The organism is Bacteroidota bacterium (assembly GCA_034439655.1).
GTDB lineage: Bacteria > Bacteroidota > Bacteroidia > UKL13-3 > UKL13-3 > CANJUD01.
This window is the reverse complement of record JAWXAU010000066.1, coordinates 1-22,097: the sequence shown is the minus strand read 5'-3', so window position 1 is coordinate 22,097 and position 22,097 is coordinate 1. Positions and strand designations below refer to the sequence as shown.

Genomic DNA, 22,097 nt, shown 5'->3' with positions numbered 1-22,097 from the left:
TTACACTTTACATATATGAAAAAATGCAGTAAAATCTCCAATCGAAGTATTGAATAAAATATTTCCGAGAGAGAATTTGTAATATATTAACTCTTTTTTTTGAGACTTTTATATTTTACAATTACTTCCTCAACCATACCTGAATCTAAAATTTTATATGATTGCTGGAAAAACTGTTTTTTAAACCAAAGTTCAAACGCAGGGTCCAAAAATTCATAGACATCCTTCACTAGATGTATAATATCATTATTAATAAGTATAGTTTTATTTTTGCTTACATTTCGCGGAGTGCCCAAGTGGTATTGTTGCATAATAACTGTACTCATAAATTTAGATTCCCCATTTGCTACTGCTTTTAATAGGTTGAGTTGTGTAATACTAATATTTTCTATTTCTTTTTGGTACAAAGGCGTATTTGCTTGTATCAATTCGTCCAATGCTTTTTCAATTTCTATAATGGTTGCTTTGCGTTGCGTGAGGTTCCAGGTATAGTGGGCTAACTGCTGCACATACCATGAATGATTTTTCATATATAAGGGTATCAGTTCCGCATCTTGGGGAAGTATATTCTTTTTGGTATTTGCAAAACTTTTGGTAATATAATTTACCCATTTTATGGTTTTAATTTTTTGTAACAGTATAATATCTCCGAACCGGTAAAAAGGCTTTGAAGGATTGTTGAATATATCATTCATCATATGCCGTTTGCTGCCATAAATACAGTAGGTAACGAGTTTTTGCCTTTGCCAAATAGAACGCATTTTCTTTTCAAAAATTTCGAATTGATTAAATGAAGAAAGATTTTGAAACTCATCTAAACATATTATAAATTTGATTCCTTTCTTTTTTGCAATAGTCTCCGCAAGGTTCAGAATTTCGTCACTGTGCTTTTTTAGTTCTTTCCAATCGAAGCTCACACTGAAATCGGTGGTGGGATCTATTCCTAGATTTATTTTTGGGATTATTTTTTTAAAAAACTCTTTGCCACTCGTAACCCATTCTTGCCATTTACTAGAGGAAGCTTTAATAATTTCTTTGGCATAAAGTTCCAGAAATTCATGCTCGCTGCTTACTGAGAATAAATCAATAATAATGGTTTTACATTTTTTATCTTTTTTATTGATGTCGGAAATAACTTTTTCAACTAGCGATGATTTCCCCCAGCGTCGTGGAGAAATGATCATGGTATTTATACCGCCTAATAAGTTATTTGATAGTTTTTTGGCTTCTTCTTCTCTATTAGTAAATGAAGAAATACTAACAGTATTTCCGTAAATAAATGGAGAGCTTTTCATGGTGAATTTATTTTATACTAGTTGGTATTATACCATTTGGTATAATACGCAAAGGTATAAAATATTGTACAGTTTTTATTTTTTATTTTACCTGTTTTTTCTTCTTTCATTTTTTTTAGAAGTGAAAGTTTTGCAAGTACCAATTATTCGAATTCGGACGCAAATTTGAAAGTGACTATTCAGGCGTCAGCCAAATCGCACATTGTAAATCGCACATCGTACTCGCCGCGGCGAGCTACATCGAACATCGCTCATCTTAAGCTCTGCGGCCTAGTTTAAATCGTAAATCGTTCCGTTGCCGGCGGCAGAAATTCGTAATTGATTATAGGCTATCAACATCCTGTCCATAACATTTTATTTTTTGGGTTTGCAAAATCAACCAATCCCAAGCTAACTTGCAACACTTTTAAAAATATCCATACCAACCACTTATTTATCTGACAACGAATGGCATTATTTAATTTCCTTACCCAGGAGTTAGCTATAGATTTGGGCACCGCCAACACGCTCATCATATACAAAGACAAAGTAGTCGTAGACGAACCGTCCATCATCGCTATCAATCGCTCTACCAAAGAGGTGATAGCCATTGGCAAACAAGCCATGATGATGCATGGAAAAGTTCACGACGATATTAAAACCATCCGTCCCCTCAAAGACGGTGTTATTGCTGACTTTACCGCTGCCGAGCACATGATTCGCGGAATGATTCGCATGATCAATCCGGGCAAAAGGTTTTTTAGCCCCAGCCTCAAAATGGTTATCTGTATTCCTTCAGGTATCACCGAAGTAGAGAAGCGTGCCGTGCGTGACAGTGCTGAACGTGCTGGTGGCAAAGAGGTTTACCTCATTCACGAACCCATGGCCGCTGCAATAGGAATCGGTATCGACGTGGCCGAGCCCATGGGAAATATGGTAATTGACATCGGTGGTGGTACTACCGAGATTGCCGTTATTGCCCTCTCTGGTATTGTGTGCGACGAAAGTATACGGGTGGCGGGAGACGAATTTACACTCGACATTCTGGACTATATGCGTAGGCAACACAACCTATTGATAGGTGAGCGTACCGCTGAAACTATTAAAATAGAAGTTGGTGCCGCTCTGCCCGATTTGGACAATCCTCCTCCCGATTATGAAGTGAATGGTCGTGACCTCGTTACAGGACTGCCCAAACAAGTGGTAGTAACATACAGCGAAATTGCATTGGCATTGGATAAGTCCATTTCGAAAATTGAAGAAGCCATCTTGAAAGCTTTGGAAATAACTCCTCCCGAGTTATCAGCCGATATTTATCAAACAGGTTTATACCTAACTGGTGGTGGTGCATTGTTGCGTGGCCTTGATAAAAGGGTGTCTCGCCGCACCAAGTTGCCCGTGCATGTGGCTGATGATCCTTTGAAAGCGGTGGTACGTGGTACCGGTATCGCTCTCAAAAACATTCACCGCTTTAAGTTTTTGATGCCCTAAAATGGGGGAGGTTAACACAACGCAGCATATATGCGGAACCTAATCCTGTTCTTTCAAAAGTTTTATTTGTTCTTCCTATTTATAGGCTTGGAAACGGTTAGCTTTTACCTGCTTGCCAAGAATAATAATTTCCAAAACACGGCAGTGGTTAATGCTTCCAATTATTTGGTGGGACAATTTTATGAGTCGGTGAGTTGGTTTACTGATTATCTAAAACTACGCGATGTGAATGATCAACTTTTGCAAGAGAATGCAAAGTTTCGTAGTGGTACTATTCAATCTTTTTATAATGGCAATATAGACCAAACCACCAAAGTTGATTCGGGCCTAACACAGCAATATACTTATATACCAGCAAGGGTGATAAACAATACTACCAATTTGCGAAACAACTACTTGATATTAAATCGGGGCACCAAGCATGGCATCGCCAAAAATATGGCTGTAATTACTAGTTCTGGTATTGTAGGTATTGTAATGGAGGCAAGCGATAATTATTGCAGCGTACAAAGTTTTTTGAACAAAAATGCACAGATAAGCGTGAAGATTAAGGAGAATGGATATTTTGGACCTTTGGTTTGGGACGGGCAAGATCCACTCTATGGAACGCTCACCGATATCAATAAACATGTGAACGTGAAGGTGGGGCAAGATATTATAACATCGGGCTTTAGTAGTATTTTCCCAGAGGGGATTAATGTGGGCAAAGTGGAAGCGGTGGACTATGATGCTGGCGGGAATTTCTATAAACTGAAAATTAAACTTGCTACCGATTTTGGAAACGTATCCGCAGTATATATAGTAAATAGTTTGTTGAAGAAAGAGGTGGAACAGCTTGAAACAAATGCCGAACAACAAGAGAAAAAAACCACACAACCTAACGGACCTAAACCGCAGTGATTAGAGATTTAATGTTACATATCACCCGTTTTGTACTGTTTGTAGCGGTGCAGGTTTTTATACTCAAAAAACTGGATATCACGTTTGTGAACCCGCAATTATATATCATGTTTATTTTGATGTTGCCCGTGCAGTTAAATCCGGGATGGCTATTACTTTCAGGGTTTATATTGGGAATGACCGTTGACGTGTTTTATAATACCCAAGGGCTGTGTGCTTTTGCCACTGTGTTCTTAGCGTACTTCAGAATATTTTATTTGCGAACTACTTTAAGCAAAGACCAACTCGATACCATTCGCCAACCAGATATTGCCAGTACCGATGTGCAGTGGTTTTTAATATATGCTACTGTTTGTAGTTTCGTTCACCACTTTGTATTGTTTTTCGCAGAAGTATTTACCTTTACCGAAATCCTTCAAACGTTGTTGCGTATTGCCACAAGTACCGTTGCCTCGGTCATGCTTATTATGCTTACGCATTTTATGTTTTTTAGGGTGAGGTCGAGGGAGTGATGATGATGTCCGCCGCGGCGGAATGAATGATGAATGATGAATGCGGTGCAGATTTAACAATTCTGCTATGCACTAGCGAGGCGAAGTTGTCAAATCTCATATTATATACGCACGAATGAAAATTTTGTATTTATCATTGTTTACTAGCATATTTAGTTATGCAATTTTTACGCAAAAACCTATAGCTAAAAGTACCTTTAAAAAACCGGTACTTGTCGACTCCTTGAATACCGCAAAAAATTGCAAGTACATGAAACCCGAAGAACGGGAAATGATATATGAAATTAATTTGCTGAGGACAAACCCATCAAATTATGTAAAAGAGTTGGAACCCATGTTGGTAAGTGCCATTAAGGATCAAAAGGAATATGGAAACGGCAGCAAAAGATATTCGCTCACCTATACTACAAAAACATTAAATGGTAAAAAAGCTAAAACTGTCGATACAACGTGGTTTTCTGAATATGGTGAAATGGTAAAAGCTTTAAATACTTTAATTGATGACTTGAAGAAATTAAAACCCATGCGTGTTTTAAAACCTGATAGTGGAATATATAATGCCACCAAATATTTTGGTGCCGATCAGAAGAAACATAATTGGAATCTCCTGCATACAGGAAGTGATGGGTCTAGTCCGTCAGAAAGAATTATGAGGTTTTCACCAAAAATGAAAGATGGCAACGAAAATATTGCAGGGGCACTTCCAAATCAAGCTCCACGTGCTTTTGTAATGCAATTGCTTATTGCTGATGGCATACCAGGTTATGGGCATCGCTATAATATAATAAATCCTAAATGGACTTATGTGGCTTGTTATGGATCGGGTTTAGAAAGTAGTATGTATAACTGGATTCAGAATTTTGGGGTGAAGTGAGATTAATTGTTAATGTTCGATAACACCTGCATCTTTAGCTGCCGCAGCTAATTGTGTATTGTGTTTAATCATTTCATTTCGTAGGAAGATTCTTTTTTCATTTTCACTGGACAGACTATTATACTCATCCATTTCTCTTATACCATTTCTTAAACTATAATAGTTCTCCGCCTGTGGCGGATTAGTTTTTAGAATGGCAATGCCGAACTACATCCCGAAAGCCCCGCTTAATCCCGATAATTATCGGGATGCGGGAGGATTAGTCCCTTTCTTTTGGACTATTATATATAGAGTTTCGGTATTATACCAACTAATTGATACTATATTCTAACGACTATATACTTTATACTCCCTTAAAAACTCCTATTTACTCCAACCAACCACCTAAACTTAAAATAGCTTGGATCATCGAACGGCGGTGTGTTGAGGAAAAACGGCATATCAAACCTAATTGTTAAAGGTTGTATATCATTGTAGCGGCCCCACTTTTTGATGGTAGCACAAATGCCGAGTCCTGCATCGACGCGAGGATAAAATGTATTAATTAATAATTTATTATAAGTACTTTGGTTCAACAATCCTGCATCGGCAAAAAGATAAGTATCGAAATGCAACCAGTTGCGAAAAGCTTTAGGTTTTATATTAATAAATTCATCAAAATCCAACTCAGCACTTACCGATGTTCCTATATTAGTTTGATAAGTTGGAACCACTGTTATTAGGCCATTCACTATTCGTTGTTCGGGCATTATATAATTATTGAAACCGCGAAGGTTAAGTCCGCCACCATATTGAAAATGCCCTGTTACACTTCCATAGGTATCCCAACCATTGGGCATGAATCCATAAGAACGTACAAATTTATTATCATACATTTCCTCCGGCGAGGCACCCGCCGCATATAATGATATAATAGGAGATTGCATAGCTCCGTAACGTGCAATAAAACGTGAACGCAATTCAAATTTATGGATGCGGTTATTATTTACTACCTTGGCTTCAATATAATTATTTTGCCCAGGCGACATCAAAAAATTACTGCGAGCGGTAAATGTATATTGTATGTTTCCTTTGCCCCAGTTGTAGTTATTGCCGCCAGAATAGGTGGCGGCCAATGTGCGAAGTTGACTCAGATAATTTGTTTGTCCCACCACGCTCCCATCAAAACCCAATCTATAATTTGCACTATAAAAATCGGTATTAATAGATTTATAATATATGCTGAATTTGCCACCACGTTCCAATGTTTTTTCGAAACCTGTTTTCAATACCAACCAACCATCGAGAAAACGAGAATCTAATTTATAAGTTAATCCATGACCTAATAAATGCTCATAGGTAAAAGCATAATTTACTAAAGCATGATTGGCAGTAATACGGGTTAACAATCCTGTATTATACCATGCAGTCAATTCAAATTTGTGTTTTAGTTGTAGGTAATTACCTGTCAGATTCAATCCCACTTTCACCCCATCAATTCCGTTATACCACACATCGGGACGCCAACGCAAGCGGTATTGGTAGAAGTTATTGGGCTGCCTAACTGGCCAATCGAATTTGAGATATATAGGCATTTTGCTGCTATTGTCTAAATAATTTATATCGGCCATGCGGTGTGATGGATCTATGATAACATTACTAATTTCATCATCAACCAATATGGTAGCAGTATATGTTTGGTTTAATAAATCCCACCCACGCCAAATAGGCAATACAGTAGCAGAAGTTTTCTTTACAAAATACGTATTGGGTATATAATAATTTAATATTGTTCCGTTGTCCAGATGCACTGTAAAATCAATTGGCATTTGCATACGACCTTTACGTTGGAAAGTAATATTATATATATGTTTTCCATCATGCTTCCCCTCTTTTTTTACACGCTCTATACTATAATCATTTGATTTGGTAGTTTCCATCCATTGGTCAAAAAACCAGTTCAAATCCACTTGACTAAAGTTTATAATACTATTTCTAAAGTCTTCAAAATATGGATGTGCAAAATGCCATTGCTCAAAATAATGTTGCATGGATTTTATAAATAATTCATCACCCAAAACATATTGTAAATTACTCAACATGGTGGCCGTTTTATAATACACTAATCTATATCCGCCGCCATGGCCCAAAGCACTGGCAAACTGGTCGCTGTGTGTATTGAGTTGAACGTCGTTACCTGTAATAGCATCCATCAAATAAGCTTGATATAGGGAGTTCATATCTATATTGTTCATCTCTACTTTTTTGTCGATGGGTTTTCCGTTTTTGGTAGTATATAATGGATAATTTCCGTCAATTCTGTTCAAACTCCAAGTAGTGAGAAACTGGGTAAATCCTTCGTCCAACGCGGCTCGGTAGGTTTCATTATTTCCTACCATTCCAAAGAACCAATTGTGGCCAATTTCATGTGCCAGTACAAAATGGTAGCCTGGGAAACCGCCCCCATCAAGTGTGAGCATAGGGTATTCCATTCCGTCACGTGCATCAGCAACCACCATTTTGGGGTAGCGGTAATGGCCAAAATCTTCACTATATACTTTAATCACTTTTGCTGCGAACACTGCAGCATCTTGCCAGTTAGGTGCATTAAATTCTTCGGCCAAGGATACTATTTTCACTCCATCCCATTCGGCATTTCCAATTCTATATAATGGATCAGCAGTCCATGCAAAATCGTGTACATTCCATGCGATGAAATGCCATGTTTTGGTTTTACCATCTGCAGGGTTGCAGGCATTGGGTATGTATGGTTTGGGCAAGGTAGCAAAATTCCGTATATCTATTTTTGCCCTGTATTCTGCTGGCAAAACATCGTTTTCGTTTTGCAAAGTTCCCGTTGCTTCTAATACATAATGCGAAGGCAAAGTGAGATTGACATCGAAGGAACCAAAATCGCCATAAAATTCTTTGCCCAAATGCTGATCTGTTTCCCAGCCAAACTTTCGGTCGTACACGCAAATACGCGGATACCAATGCACACAGTCGAAATGCTTGAACCCGAAATTTTTGAATAATTTCATACGCCTACGCATACTTCCCGCATCGAAATAGCTTTTGAAATTGATGCTCACTTGTATCTCTTTTCCTGGCTGCAATGGCACATCCAAGGGTACTTTTAGTATGGTATTGTCCATATAAGCCGTATTAGGTTCACGAAGTGTTGGGTCGCTCAAAGTAGCAATTTTGTAGGTATTGCGACCGATACTTAAATTTTCTATAGTAGTTCCCAATCCTTGTCCTTCATATTTCCCAAATTTTGTTTTCACTTGGTTGGCTGCTTCTAGGCTATGTAAATAACTGCCATCCGTAAAGGCATTTTGGTATAAATGGAAATATAATTCCGTTAAGGCATGCGGACTATTGTTGCGGTAAGTAAGCACTTCTTGCCCACTCACGATGTCGGAATCTGCATCGAGTATGGCATTAATTTTATAATCGACATCCTGTTGCCAGTAACCTTCATAAGGCTTGCGATTGCCCCAATAGCTGCTGTTCTCACTGGTATTGTAGCTTTTGCCAAGTTCAGTTTGGCCCTTGGAAATATTCGCTAACATGATAAAGAAAGTGAGAAAAGCCAAAGATATTTGTTTGGCTGTAGAGGTTGGTTTTTGCATGGTGCAAGTTTAGTGTGCAAAAGGGAAAAAGGCAAGTAGCTAAAATAGAACCATTCATCATTTAGTTTAACTTAGTAAAAAAATAGCCAGTAAGGAGTTAAGAATATTAAGGCGATTCATCGGGCTCAATTTTATTAATTTCTTAATGGTTGAAAAATGCAGATATTTAATAGAATCTTTAATGTTGCCTAAAGGTCAAAATGTTAAAGCAATGTGAAGCTAATATTTTTTTAGCGTATATTTGAAATTTAAATAACGAAAGATGAGGTTTATGAAATTTACATTTATATATATATTATTAGGTTGTATTGTTCCCAATAGCAGCCGTGGACAATTAGTAATTAACGAAATTCAGACCTTGAACAGTGGCAATATTGCCGACGAGGATTTTGAAAATCCAGCATGGATGGAATTGTATAATGCCGGGAATGCAAATTTAAGCTTGAATGGATACACGCTCACCGATGATGCCTTGGTGAAAAACAAATGGAAACTTCCCAATCTAACTTTGAAACCACAAGAAAGATTACTGATTTTTCTATCAGGAAAAGATACAATTGAAAAAATTAACCATTGGGAAACGGCAGTGCATCCCAATAATAATTGGCGTTATTCTTATACTGATACCATGTGGAACAATGTTTTTAATCCGTATGCTATTTATACTCCTTCTTATGATGCGAGTAGTTGGGCTCAAGGAAAAGGAGGAATAGGTTTGGCAGATGGAGATGATAGCACCATCATAAACGCTACCGCCAATTATACGATGAGATATGCATTTAAATTGAACAATAAAAACTATACAAATTTAAAAAAATGTTATATCCAGTTGGATAACGAAAACCAATGTTATATATATGTGAATTGGACTTATATAGCTACTTTTTCAAATAACCCGCTCAAACATATAAGAAATGGAGATAAACCCAGATCAGCAATGGTAGATTTAGACGCCATCAAGTATTATATTGATAATTTCGATTCTATTGTGCTCCACATAAGATATTTTTCTCCCAAAGATAGCTTTCACCAAACTTCAATTCCTTATTTAAGTTTGGGCTATTCTGACAATGTAAAACATATCAATAATTATACAAAAAATCCATACTTAAAAGATAGCGTTTCATTTATACATACAAATTTTAAACTAAAACCAACAGAAACTATATATTTATTTGATAAAACGGGAACACAAATCGATAAAAAGAAAACAGAATTTACTGCCAGAAATATATCATTTGCCAGAATACCTGATGGGGGTAGTTGGTGTATTACTGACGAGCCATCTCCTGATTCTAGTAATACGGGCAAACATTGTGCTGCTGGTTTTTTAATTCCGCCTGCATGTAATTTAAAATCTGGATTTGTAACAAAAAATTCAGTTTTAAAATTAGCAACCACCCAACAAAATGTCCAAATAAGATATACTACCAATGGTGATATTCCAACCGATAAATCATTCTTATATAAATCAACCGGTATTAAAATAACTGCTGATGTGTCAATTCGTGCCTTATGTGTTGATACTTCTGGTGCTTATTTGCCCAGCAAACCTATAACAAACATTTATATAATTAATGATAAAAAATTCAAGCTGCCTATTATATCAATCACAGCCGATTCTTTAGATTTGTTTAATACTTATGATGGATTATATGCAACAAACGGCTACGTAGGTGCTGAAAAAAGAACCTCCCATATTGAATATTTATTAGCCAATGGCAGTCCGCAATTCGAATTAGATGCCATGCTCAGTATTCATGGTAATGGATCTCGTGGATATGCAAAGAAAAGTCTGCGGGTAGAAACTACATCCGATTTTGATAGCTCGTTTATACATTATAAGTTATTCCCTTTTAGAAACTATACAAATATCACCTCTTTTAATCTTCGTTCAGGAAGCCAAGACCAAGGGGGGTCTATGATGCGTGACGAGCTAACCAATCATATTATGCTCAAAACAAATTTGGATGTGATGGAGCATAATTCATGTTTTGTATATTTAAATGGGCAACCTTGGGGAATATATCATATACGTGAAAAGCAGGATAATGATTGTATCGAAAATATAAGTGGGGTAAGCAAAGACAGCATGGATATTATTGGAATATTTGGCGTGCATAATGGCACTGCAAATGCATCTTACTCATTGTATTCGTGGTATGGTAGTGACTTAAGTGTAACAGCTAATTATGATTCGCTTAATAAGTATTTAGACATTAAAAATTTTGTAGATTATATTACTATCGAGACGTTTATTAACAATATGGACTGGCCAGGCAATAATACCAAGCTCTGGCGACCTACTATGAAAGGTGGAAAGTTTAGGTATTTATTATATGATACCGATTTTGGTACACGGGATATTTTTTCAACTTGGGGCACAAGCACTGCCAGTACAAAATTGCAGAGCTTAGTTAGTGGTAATTATTTTGGATTATATTACCTTGCTAGAAATACAAAATTCAAAAATTATTTTGTGAATCGTTATGCTGATTTAATGAATACCATTCTCACTCCTGCTAACTATGCGGGCAATATCAATTATATAAAGAATAATATCAAATTTGATATGCCGAAAGAAATAGCAAGGTGGGGAAATTTTTATGATACAACTTATTGGTCAGCCTATGTTAAGGATTTAGATACTTTTGTAAAATACAGTCAAATCGCAAACAGAGACTCCATGGTGACCACTTTTTCATTAACAAAAAAAGTAAATCTAACTTTAAAATTAAGTAGCAATGCTGCAGGTGTTATCAAATTAAATACAATTATTCCTATCACTTATCCTTGGAGTGGTGTATACTTCGATGGAGTGCCAATTACTGTAACCGCGGTGCCTAACCCCGGTTATTCATTTGATTCATTTGTAATAGATTCTGTTACCTATAAAACAAAAACTGTTACCATAAATTTAACACCTGCTAACAATATTATAACAGCATATTTTAATGGAGCTACCATTTCATTTCCTATCATAGCGTCTGAAATTAATTATAACTGTTCCGATAAAATTAATAGTGGAAATTGGATAGAATTGCATAATAATTCTTCTATGGCAGTCGACTTAACAGGCTATAAACTCAAAACATCGAAAGATTATGCATTCTATGAATTTGCAGATAATTATATACTGCCTGCCAATAAATATATTGTGATTTGTGAAGATACCGCTTTATTCAAAAAAGTATATCCTTCAGTATATAATAGATTGGGAAATATAAAATTCCCTTTGGACAATCATACGGATTCTGTCGTATTAATTGATAATAAGGGTAAAAATAAAATAGCTTTTGCATTTACTGATAGTCTGCCTTGGCCTGAATGTGCTGATGGAACAGGCAGAACTTTAGAATTGAAAACAGATTCATCGGTAATGAAAAATGGAAGTAGTTGGTTTAACGGTTGTATCGGAGGTTCACCAGGTAAGGCTTATTCGATATGTTTTGAAAATATTATTATTAGCGAGATCAGTTACAATGCTAAAGGTTCACACGATGCAGGTGAATGGGTTGAATTGCACAATACTACCAATAGTAATCAGAGTGTTTCTCTTTGGCATTTCAAAGATGGTGATGACTCACACGATTATACAATTCCTGCAGGAACTATTATTCCCGCAAATGGTTACCTCGTTTTAGCAAATACCAAACAAAAGTTTAAAAAAATATACCCTAATGTTAAAAATGTAGTAGATTCATTTAATTTTAGTTTAAGTAATAATGGCGAAAATTTACGGTTGTTCGATAGTAAGCTTTACCCAAAGTTTTCTGTAAACTATCATAATGAAAATTATTTTTGGCCAGCGGTAAATGGCAACGGATACACACTCGAATATAATAAAGTAAACAATGATTTTTCAGATAAAGCAAATTGGGGTGTAGGTTGTTTCTTGGGCTCTCCAGGCACTTTTAGAACAATTTGCCAAGAACATATTCAGTTGGTAGCTAGTGAGATTAATTATCATTCGCTGCCAGAAATTAACATGGGAGACTGGATGGAATTTAAAAATATTTCTAACGATACTTTAAATGTAAAAAATTGGAAATTGAGTACTTCAATAGACAGTTTTATTTTGCCTTCACAAATCATTTATCCAAACGATTATATATTGATTGTATCAGATACAAATAACTTGCTTACTTATTTTCCCAAGCTAAGCAGATCAAATATTGTATATAATAGTCAATTCGATTTGAATGATACCGCAGAAATTATTTTGCTTACTGATACCAATAAGTTCAGAAGGTTTGAAATGAGTTTCAATAGCAGCAATCAATGGGATACTATGGCTAGAGCCAATGGTTATACGTTATCATTAAAGCAAATACCAGCAGCAATTTCAGAATACAGTGATGCCGCAAATTGGACTCATGGTTGTTTATTGGGAAATCCGCAAACAGCTATTACAAGTTGTAGTGAAAATCTTATTGTCTCAGAAATTAATTTCAATAGCGATAGTTTGAAAAAGCAAACACAGTGGATAGAATTATATAATAAGGGAATTATGCCCGTTAACTTAAATGGATATAAACTAAATACCGCTACAACTGCAAATGCTTGGGCTGAGAATAAGATATGTTATCCATTTCAAAGGCTCATCATTGCTCAGGACTCCGCAGATTTTAGTATTAACTATAGTTCTACATCTGTGCAAATGAATATTAATTTGCAATTGAACGACACCTTGTCCATTTATGATATAAATAAGACACAAATTTCAAAAGTAATATATCATGCCAAAGATTATTTTTATGCTAATGGATTGGGTAAAACGATAGAGAATGTATATGATACGAATTATATAACGACAGCCAATGAGTGGACTGAACGTTGTTTTGGAGGCTCACCTTCAAAAGCCTATATTCAATGCTTTGCCACAGATTTGGTGGTATCAGAAATTAGTTATAATCCTATTACTGGATTTAGTACCGATGCGTGGTTCGAGCTGTATCATATTGGTTCGGCAAATACAAAAAATCTCGGCAACTATTATATATCGTTTAATAAGGTAAGCAATATCATTCGCCTTGATTCAATATCAAATATTTCTCCCAAAGGCAAGCTTGTTTTTGTGAGTGATAGTGCAGCTTTTAAGTATTTGTTCCCATTTGATTTGAATACCATTAATGTTCCCAAAGGATTTATTCAAACAGGATTGGTGCGAATTTATGATGCCAATCAGAATCCCGTATTTGTGATGCAATATGATAACACTTTTGGTGCTGATGGAAATGGAAAAACTATTTCCATGAGTAATCCTACTGCAAGCATGGATGATTATACAATCAAACAAAATTGGGTGGAACAATGTATTGGAGGTTCGCCTGCTCAATACCAAGGCTGGTGCGATACACCAATTGTTGTATCAGAAATAAATTATAGCTCAGCAACAAGCTCCGATGCAGGCGATTGGATTGAACTACGAAATCAATCTGCAAAGAATTATAATATAAAAGACATCACTGTTTTTGATAGTCAAGGCAAGAAATTTAAGTTATCTTCAAATATATTAAATAGTGATTCTAACTGGGTTTTGGTTGCCGATACTGCTTTATTCAATAAACAATTTAAAGGAACTAAAAATAGTTCTTATATCCCCTTACTTAGCTTTGATGCCAAAGGAAATATCAGAATATATAATAAAGACAGTGCGATAATTTATTATAACACATGGAGCAATCAAACACCGTGGAACGATAGTGCAGATGGGAAAGGATATACTTTGGAATACAATACGCAGTACACCGACTATTCTGATGCAGCTACTTGGTTTATAGGTTGTCCTGGAGGTTCACCTGGCAAGTATTATAATAGTATATGCACAATAATTGACACTATTTCAAACGGAATAAATCAAGTAGGCGGTAAACTTAGTAATATCAAATTATTTCCCAACCCTGCAAATAGTATTTTGAATATTGAAAGTATCAATAATAAGACAGTTCAGTTTACAATTTATAATATGTTGGGCCAGCCTGTATATATTGGAATGGTTGGTGATAACACCAACCATGGGCAGAGCAAAACTACCCAAATTGATATTACCCAATGGTCGGTAGGAATTTATATGTTTGTGGTAAAAGAGAATAATTATTCGAAAGTATATAAGTTTGTGAAGGAATAATTGCCTCTATTGCCGCTGGCTGAAGCCAACGGCAATGAAGGCAATAAAACTATTTTTTCTTCTTCTTATCAGTTAGGATACTCACCGCATTCGAGCGTTTGCTAATCACATTGTTTTTGCTCACCGCTTCTATTTCGTAATTGTAGGTAGCATTATATTCTAATGATTTTAATATATATTTTCTGCTATCGGCTGTTAAGCTGTTCTCATCAGCTAATAATTTACCATCTGCATAGATTCGAAATCCTTTTAAATCTTTTGTAATATTATATTTCCATTCCAATGTTATCTGATTGCTATCAACTTTAAAAGGCCATATCTGCACATTGGGCATGTAGGAGCTTGGAGAAGTTACGATAACTATATTACTTAATTTGCTTTCATCTTCCAGTTCACTAATAGCTGATATACTTAAATGGTAATCGGATGATTCGAAATTACTGACAGGATATTTATACTCGTTTTCTAATACCAAAGGTATATCTCCCTGCCAGCTTAATTTTGTGGAGGGTGGGAAACTAGCATAGATACGATACCCTTTGGTGAAACGGTCGGTATTTTTGTCCCATTTCAAATATATATAACGCTTGCCTGCTTCACTTATAAATTGAGCTTGCAAACCTTGTGGAATATTAGGCTTCAATTCGGGTCTATAATATATTAATAGTTCTTTGCCTAATATGTTATCTAATGATTGGTCATCATGAGGTACAATTTTAATACGATAAAAATGATAGTTATTATATAGCTTGTTAGTGATGTCTTTATAGTTACGCTCATTGGCAGGTATTATAGAACTAATATCTGCAAACGCTGAATCTATATGTGGTTTGCGTTGTACAACAAAACCTTTAATGAAACTTTCTTGGGCGATATCAAAAGTCCAGGTTAAACCCAGTCCATCACCATCCGTTATTTTTTTATTTTCAGCAATAGTGGAAGGCAGAATAGTGCCAGCAAATTTGCGGGGGTTATATAAATGTTCTATTTTTCCACCTTCGGTGCCAAAGATACTTACCGAAACCAGTGAATATATATAATTACTGTCTTTGTTTACTTTTTGATCCAAATAAAAATGTTCCTTGGTTTTGTATAAGGTATTGAACCAAATAGGACTGCTAGTTAGTTTATGCCAATTTCCATCTTCATTTTTCTTGTAAATATTAAAACCATTATAGTTCGATTTCTGTGCAACGAGTAAATCAATATCATAATATATATTCAATGCCGTTTTTGACAAATTGGGTTTAAATTTTAATGTATAATCAACAGATGATAAAGATGGTTTTCCTGAGGTGAATGCGTACGTTGCCAAGGGTTCATCGGCATTGATACCATGGAAAAAGAGGCCATATTCTACTTCGCCTGAAGGCACATCTTTATCCGTTAATCCAAACCCATTGAGCACTGCCAAATCGAAATCGTTCACAAACAAAAAGGTGAGCGAAAGCATGGTTGAGCTATCTGTTTTTAGTTTCTTTATATAATCGGTTGATGATACAGGTTTGAATTTACCAGAGGCTATAAGTGCAGCGGCTTTTTTATTGAGTTCATTCTGCCTTTGTATATCATTATCTGCATACGACAGATCCTTGTCGTTACCAAATGAAGGAATAATTTCGGTAGTATTAACTGTGGTCCAACTGCCTTTGCCTACACGTTTTTTGATATCAACCCCTATGGCATTTTTGTCCCATTTATATATCAACCACATCAGTTTTACTGTTTTGCCATCGTGTTCGCCCATTAGTTTATAAAAACTTTGTGCTACAGAAGAAGTATGACATATAATAACGGTGAGAATACTTAATATAACCTTTTTCATGTTCTTAATATTTTTAAGTTTACAAATGTATATATAATTTTTTAGAATGATGCACTTACTCCGAAATCTACAGAGCTGAAACAACTCCAATTACTGCTGCTGAATACATTGATACTGGTAGGCACACATACTTCAAAAGGTAAACCTAAACTGAGATTTCCATTCACATTCACGCTACCATTATTATATGATACTTCTCCATTCATACTGGCATTAATACCCATACTACCGTTGCCTATTAAAGTACGCCAACTCAAACTTCCGCCTGCGGCAAGGTTTACATTGAAGGATCCATTCAAGCCCGATTCATTAATACTCACATTAATGCCTGCATTCATGCTCAGATTTGCAGATGCAGTGAACGACTGACCCAACATTGAAGTTGATATTGTTTTACTAAAGCCGATTGCAGCATTGCCACCAAGGGTTCCAGTCATTTGTGTAGGAGTAGCAACGGGGCCGTTCATTACTATAGTGCCATTGGTAAGTGTTACCAATCCATTAAGTGCTGTGCCGCCCATGTTTTGTCCATCTACGCTCCAGTTTCCACCACCGAAGAAGAATCCAACACGCACATTATTGGTGCTTAACATCCAACCTGATGAAGGTATTTTTAAATCGACCCTCGCACTTCCGTCTATTGTATTTTCTGGAAGTTTATAATTTACTTGCACACCTACATTGAAGAAGGGATTGTTCTTTAATACTTTCACATTACCATCCAAGGTTAATTGAAAATTGTTGGCTCCCAATTGTACAGTTACTTCACCTGTTACTTCTACCATATTTGCTATATCCGACACACCCAATAATCCAGAGAATACATAGTTTCCTTGTGTGGGTATATCAGGCAAAAGATAGTTGAAACCGAATGATCCACCGATTGAAGATATTTTTAATCCGGACTGACCCAAGGGTAAATTTACACCGGCGGTAATCCTCAAATATCCAAAATTATATTCGGGCATCGAGCCTATATCTATACTACCTGCAATGGGGCCTGCAGCAGCAAAGTTTGCATTGAAAGTGCCACGGAATCTATTGGGTTCGAACTGTGCAGAGAAGGAAATACTAACCGGAGTTTTGGTAACACTACCTGCAATTCTTCCGATCGAAATAGTTCCGTCTTCTGCAATTTTAAATCTGTCAATAGCCAGTGAAGCTTGTATGGCTAGGTTCACTTCAGCCTTAGCGGTTATAGTAAGTTCAGAAGGCGTTTGTGTATAAGCTATTTGTTGTAATTGGAATTCGAAACTTGAATATTTTACTTTTGCATTTCCATCAAATTCTTTCAACTCTCCATTCTCTACTTTAAATTTTGCAATTCCAATAGCTACATCAAAACTACTATGTTTTGCTTTTAAACTTCCATCCAATTTCACCATATCAAAATCATAATTAAAGGTAACGGCTACATTCAATTCTTGCAAAGTCATAGTAAATGCAGTAAAGTTACTTGCATTCAATGTTGCATTCACGTTTTGTTGGTTAAAAGCAAGGCCGATAGTTGCTTGCCCTTGGACCCCTTTTATATCATATATTTTTATGCTTCCATTTCCAACATTGGTTTTGAAATTCAAATTTGGAATAGATAAAGTAAAATTAAGTGTGAGATTAACAATCTCAACTGTAAAGAAGTTAGAAGTATATTCTGCACCTTGCAATCCTGTGAGATCGCCTGTTAAATCGCCCGCTGCTGTTAGTGAACCATTTTTGAACTGAGCAATAATATTATTCTGTTTTATAATATCAATATTTATATCTTTCACACCTAGGAAATCAAATGAACCATTATAATTAGCTCCACCTGCATAATTAAATTTAAAATCACCGCTCACATCTTTTCGTAAAATCATAATTCCACTCGGCAATAAATTCTTATCTTCAGTTAATTTGGCTTGTAATGTTATACTTCCTGTTAAGTTTCCAGTAGGAACATCCACTGCCAAAGAAAAAGATTTTACCGATGCTGATATATATTTAATTTCACCAATATCTTGGTTGCCGTTCCAAGTAACCGTTACATCTTTGAGCTCACCAGTTTTGCAATTCTTTTTAAACGATAAACGCACATTATTAAAATTGGCGACTTTGTTTACAAAGGTCATCATACTCATATTATTTAAGGTAGCATTGTTTACTACATATTCGCAAAAGCCGTTTGTAGGTTGACCGCCTATGGGGTTCACATTAAATTGCAAATTCAAAGGGCCAAAGGCCAGTCCATTCATTACAGGTCTGCATCCACACTCGCACGATTTTACCACCGCGGTAGTAGTATAAGTAATACCTTGAATAGTCATAGTAACCCGCACCAAACCTAAAGTATTGGTATCATTTAATGAGATCGTTGCTTGGTTATTTAATATATTACTTAGCGTTACATTTGGGCTTAAAGATTCCCATACACATGCACCTCCCGTCATGGGAAACATCATAGCTAACTCAGTTCCCACTGCAGCATTTGCGTTGGGCAAACGTTGTACACATATTGTATCGGGTAGCGAAACGTTTATACTATATACCATGAAATTAAGTTGCTCAGTTCCTATTTTATTAACAATCTCGTGGCTGCCTGGCATACCATTGTGATAGGTACATCCGGGTTCTCCGCTCGCCATCGATTCGGCACACTGATAAGTGCTTTGCACAGTACCTCCGGAACCAACTCCTACCGGGCGGCTATAGGTTACATTGTAGTTAGCCACTAGCGATGCAGGAACGGAAATTCCTGGGGCTGGTGCAGATGCTACATTTGGGGTAATTGTACCAAACCAAGTTTTGTTTTGGTTAGGGCCAATGCTCATATCAGCAGGATTAACTGCGGCATTGATGGGGCCATTCGCTTGCAAGTTTACATTCCCGTTTTCATATTTATCGGTTTTTTTGGGAACGCTTCCATTGAAAGAAGTAAATTGGCCGGTTTGTTTGCTCACATATAAAGGGAACTGTTGCGACAGAACAGTTTCATTAATAATACATGACAATAGTAGCAGAAGAAGTAGATGTAGTTTTTTCATGATAGTATATAATTTGTTTAGTGTAGTTTGATTTTTAATAAGTATATGATATAAGTATTTATGTGTTCAAATTGACGTTACAAAGTTCTTTTCAAAAAATCAGTATCCCAATCACTTTTTCAATTCATTCTTACATATTTTTATGGATGAGGTATTTGTAAGGGTAATTTAGTCCTATTCGTGCCTTTCCGATCCAAATTAATTCGAGACGGATTCCATTTAATATAATCCTTAGAAGGCTAATAAAATTAAATACCTTGAAATATTTTGTCAATAATTGAGGGCCAAATAAAGTCGCGTATTTCCAAAAGCTGAGCAATTTAAAATTAAATTTTAAAGTCGATATTTATTCAAAATAGCAAAATAATTTGTAAGAATATGTTATTAATATTCATACTTTACACTCATAAATTTCACTTTTTCCAAAAATAAACAGTATTCGGGATGAATGTAATATGAAAATTTTAGAGGTATTTAGCGAGCCTCCTCCACAATGGGGTAACAAAAAAATACAACTACATTTATACAAGCCTCGCAATGACAACTTTTTACTTATCGACATAATACACTTCAATTTCTTTATAGTAAAATGACAACAAACATGCTTATATTTGCATCATGGCTAATCAAATATATAAAATGGTTGTTGCATTCCTTATGGTATGCATTGGCAATAACCTATGTACACAAGTACGAGCTGATAATTTCTATATCAAAGATAGTGTTGGTAACGCTTTCCCCCAATCGGCATATGATAGCATGAGTAAAGTGAAAACAATTAAACTCGTACCTGTAAAAAGCAATGGAAGAATTGAAGGCTATACCATACAATCGAAACCCTATAACAATGTAGCCTTTGTGCCCGATGGCAAAATATATAACCTTGCCGAAGTGAATATAGCAGAAAATAAAATATTTAAAATAGGTGGGCCGATGCCTAAATATAAATTTAAGGACATGGAAGGGAAAGTATATAATAGCGATAGCATGAGAGGCAAAGTGGTGCATGTAGCTTTTTGGCACAAGGCATGTAGCCCCTGTATACAAGAAATGCCCGTTTTGAATGGGTTAAAATCCTATTATGCGAATAACTCCAAGATGATTTTTTTGGCTCCAAGTTTAGATGATTCTTTAGCTTGTGCTAACTTTTTACAACGCACCAATTATGATTATCATGTGATTCCCTCCTCACGCAAAATAGCTGAAAAATGGGATATCTCCAGTTGCCCCCGACATATAGTAATAGACAAGCAGGGCAAAATAGTATTATATAGCGAAGGTTATGTAATAGGATTGGAGCAATACGTGAATCAGGCTATTAAGAATGCTATGGGGAAATAGGTACTTTTGTCATGCCGCCCCGCAAGCTTGCGGGCGAGACATGTGCTTTGCCCGAGGGCAATCTTCGATCTCCAGAGAAAGTAGATAGCTCGTGCATTGGAATGACAAAGTTATAAATATTTTGTCATTAACAATCAATTTAAATATTCTATCCCATGAACAAATATACATATATCTTTATAATACTATTTGCGATAAGTATTAAACCCACAATAGCCCAACGGGCAGCTACATTTTTCATCCAAGACAGTGCAGGCAACCTATACCCACAAACCGCTTATGATAGCCTGAGCAAAGTGAAAAGTATTATACTGAGGCCCTATAAAACCAACGGAATTATTGAAGGTTATCTTATAACCAATGCTCCCGTTAATACCATACCTTTTGTTCCCAAAAAAAAGAAGTATAATATAATGGAAGTATTTACCATCGACAATAAAGTATTACAAATAGGAGGGAAGATGCCCAAATATATCATCACAGATTTGGATGGAAATAATTATAATAGTGACAGCCTTAAAGGGAAAGTAGTGGTCATGAATTTCTGGTTCAAGTCCTGTGGTCCGTGCAAACATGAAATTCCTTATCTGAATGGTTTGGTAGATTATTATAGTAGCAACGAAGAAGTAAAATTTATTGCCTTGGGCTTAGACGATTCCATAGCCTGTGGTATTTTTTTGCAGCGAATAAATTACAACTATCATATAGTTCCCGATGCTAGACCTTTATCTCAAAAATGGGATATTTATGCATTCCCCACGCATATTATCATCAACAAGCAAGGCACTATTGTATTATACACCGAAGGTTATGCCTCTGGCATTGAGTATTATTTGGATGAAGGGATTAAGGAAGGGTTGAGGGGGAAGGAGTAGCTGGAAGTAGGAATAAGGAATAAGGAGGAAGGAGGAGGTAGGAAGCTAGTAGCGGGAAGACTAAAGTTTAATATAGAAAAGATTCAAACTTCTGACTTTTAACTTCATAAGATTTGCTTTCGTTTCGTATCTTTGACATATAATGAGAGTGTAAATCAAATTGTGTAAACGACTTTAGAGTTGACATCTGGATTCAAAGATAATCAAAAATTGTTGAAGTATTATTCCCCAATTTCTTATT

Annotated in this window: 12 protein-coding genes; 8 read left to right on the top strand and 4 right to left on the bottom strand. The window is 35.9% G+C overall.

Annotation, left to right across the window (positions count from 1 at the left end; all coding sequences use genetic code 11):
- Positions 1-86: 86 nt before the first annotated feature.
- Complete coding sequence (locus SGJ10_03995) at positions 87-1,295, bottom strand: ATP-binding protein (protein ID MDZ4757288.1); 1,209 nt, start codon at positions 1,293-1,295, stop codon at positions 87-89.
- 447 nt (positions 1,296-1,742) lie between these two features.
- On the opposite strand from SGJ10_03995, the gene SGJ10_03990 reads away from it, so the two are divergent.
- The 5 genes from SGJ10_03990 to SGJ10_03970 all read left to right on the top strand — a co-directional run bounded on the left by SGJ10_03990 (position 1,743) and on the right by SGJ10_03970 (position 5,382).
- Positions 1,743-2,765 carry a rod shape-determining protein gene (locus tag SGJ10_03990; GenBank protein MDZ4757287.1) on the top strand — a complete coding sequence of 341 codons (1,023 nt, stop codon included), beginning with the start codon at positions 1,743-1,745 and terminating at the stop codon, positions 2,763-2,765.
- 30 nt (positions 2,766-2,795) lie between these two features.
- Positions 2,796-3,665: a rod shape-determining protein MreC gene (gene mreC / locus SGJ10_03985; protein ID MDZ4757286.1), complete on the top strand. Its 870-nt coding sequence runs from the start codon at positions 2,796-2,798 to the stop codon at positions 3,663-3,665.
- Positions 3,666-3,676: 11 nt separating this feature from the next.
- On the top strand, positions 3,677-4,177 hold the full coding sequence (locus tag SGJ10_03980) for a rod shape-determining protein MreD (GenBank protein ID MDZ4757285.1): 501 nt from the start codon (positions 3,677-3,679) through the stop codon (positions 4,175-4,177).
- 250 nt (positions 4,178-4,427) lie between these two features.
- Positions 4,428-5,051, top strand: coding sequence for a hypothetical protein (locus SGJ10_03975; protein MDZ4757284.1), 624 nt, complete (start codon positions 4,428-4,430; stop codon positions 5,049-5,051).
- A gap of 199 nt (positions 5,052-5,250) precedes the next feature.
- A complete protein-coding gene (locus SGJ10_03970) occupies positions 5,251-5,382 on the top strand; it encodes a hypothetical protein (protein ID MDZ4757283.1) in 132 nt (43 codons plus the stop codon).
- 22 nt (positions 5,383-5,404) lie between these two features.
- On the opposite strand, the gene SGJ10_03965 is transcribed toward SGJ10_03970, so the two are convergent.
- Positions 5,405-8,665, bottom strand: coding sequence for a M1 family aminopeptidase (locus tag SGJ10_03965; GenBank protein ID MDZ4757282.1), 3,261 nt, complete (start codon positions 8,663-8,665; stop codon positions 5,405-5,407).
- Positions 8,666-8,936: 271 nt separating this feature from the next.
- On the opposite strand from SGJ10_03965, the gene SGJ10_03960 reads away from it, so the two are divergent.
- Positions 8,937-14,795: a lamin tail domain-containing protein gene (locus SGJ10_03960; protein MDZ4757281.1), complete on the top strand. Its 5,859-nt coding sequence runs from the start codon at positions 8,937-8,939 to the stop codon at positions 14,793-14,795.
- A 49-nt stretch (positions 14,796-14,844) separates the two neighbouring features.
- Here SGJ10_03960 and SGJ10_03955 read toward each other — a convergent pair whose 3' ends face one another.
- Together SGJ10_03955 and SGJ10_03950 are read right to left on the bottom strand one after the other, a co-directional pair.
- Positions 14,845-16,620, bottom strand: coding sequence for a hypothetical protein (locus tag SGJ10_03955; GenBank protein MDZ4757280.1), 1,776 nt, complete (start codon positions 16,618-16,620; stop codon positions 14,845-14,847).
- 41 nt (positions 16,621-16,661) lie between these two features.
- The gene (locus tag SGJ10_03950; protein ID MDZ4757279.1) at positions 16,662-19,640 is read right to left on the bottom strand and encodes a hypothetical protein; all 2,979 of its coding nucleotides are present in this window, start codon (positions 19,638-19,640) and stop codon (positions 16,662-16,664) included.
- Between the two features lie 618 nt (positions 19,641-20,258).
- Between SGJ10_03950 and SGJ10_03945 the strand changes: the two genes are divergently transcribed.
- Complete coding sequence (locus tag SGJ10_03945) at positions 20,259-20,981, top strand: TlpA disulfide reductase family protein (protein MDZ4757278.1); 723 nt, start codon at positions 20,259-20,261, stop codon at positions 20,979-20,981.
- A 155-nt stretch (positions 20,982-21,136) separates the two neighbouring features.
- Complete coding sequence (locus SGJ10_03940) at positions 21,137-21,856, top strand: TlpA disulfide reductase family protein (protein ID MDZ4757277.1); 720 nt, start codon at positions 21,137-21,139, stop codon at positions 21,854-21,856.
- Positions 21,857-22,097 lie beyond the last annotated feature (241 nt).

Bases quoted from the DNA above. Each gene is read 5' to 3' on its own strand.
- mreC (MDZ4757286.1), top strand. From the start codon at position 2,796: ATGCGGAACCTAATCCTGTTCTTTCAAAAGTTTTATTTGTTCTTCCTA.
- SGJ10_03965 (MDZ4757282.1), bottom strand. From the start codon at position 8,665: ATGCAAAAACCAACCTCTACAGCCAAACAAATATCTTTGGCTTTTCTC.
- SGJ10_03960 (MDZ4757281.1), top strand. From the start codon at position 8,937: ATGAAATTTACATTTATATATATATTATTAGGTTGTATTGTTCCCAAT.
- SGJ10_03940 (MDZ4757277.1), top strand. From the start codon at position 21,137: ATGAACAAATATACATATATCTTTATAATACTATTTGCGATAAGTATT.
- SGJ10_03980 (MDZ4757285.1), top strand. From the start codon at position 3,677: ATGTTACATATCACCCGTTTTGTACTGTTTGTAGCGGTGCAGGTTTTT.
- SGJ10_03995 (MDZ4757288.1), bottom strand. From the start codon at position 1,295: ATGAAAAGCTCTCCATTTATTTACGGAAATACTGTTAGTATTTCTTCA.
- SGJ10_03955 (MDZ4757280.1), bottom strand. From the start codon at position 16,620: ATGAAAAAGGTTATATTAAGTATTCTCACCGTTATTATATGTCATACT.
- SGJ10_03990 (MDZ4757287.1), top strand. From the start codon at position 1,743: ATGGCATTATTTAATTTCCTTACCCAGGAGTTAGCTATAGATTTGGGC.
- SGJ10_03945 (MDZ4757278.1), top strand. From the start codon at position 20,259: ATGGCTAATCAAATATATAAAATGGTTGTTGCATTCCTTATGGTATGC.
- SGJ10_03970 (MDZ4757283.1), top strand. From the start codon at position 5,251: ATGCCGAACTACATCCCGAAAGCCCCGCTTAATCCCGATAATTATCGG.
- SGJ10_03975 (MDZ4757284.1), top strand. From the start codon at position 4,428: ATGAAACCCGAAGAACGGGAAATGATATATGAAATTAATTTGCTGAGG.
- SGJ10_03950 (MDZ4757279.1), bottom strand. From the start codon at position 19,640: ATGAAAAAACTACATCTACTTCTTCTGCTACTATTGTCATGTATTATT.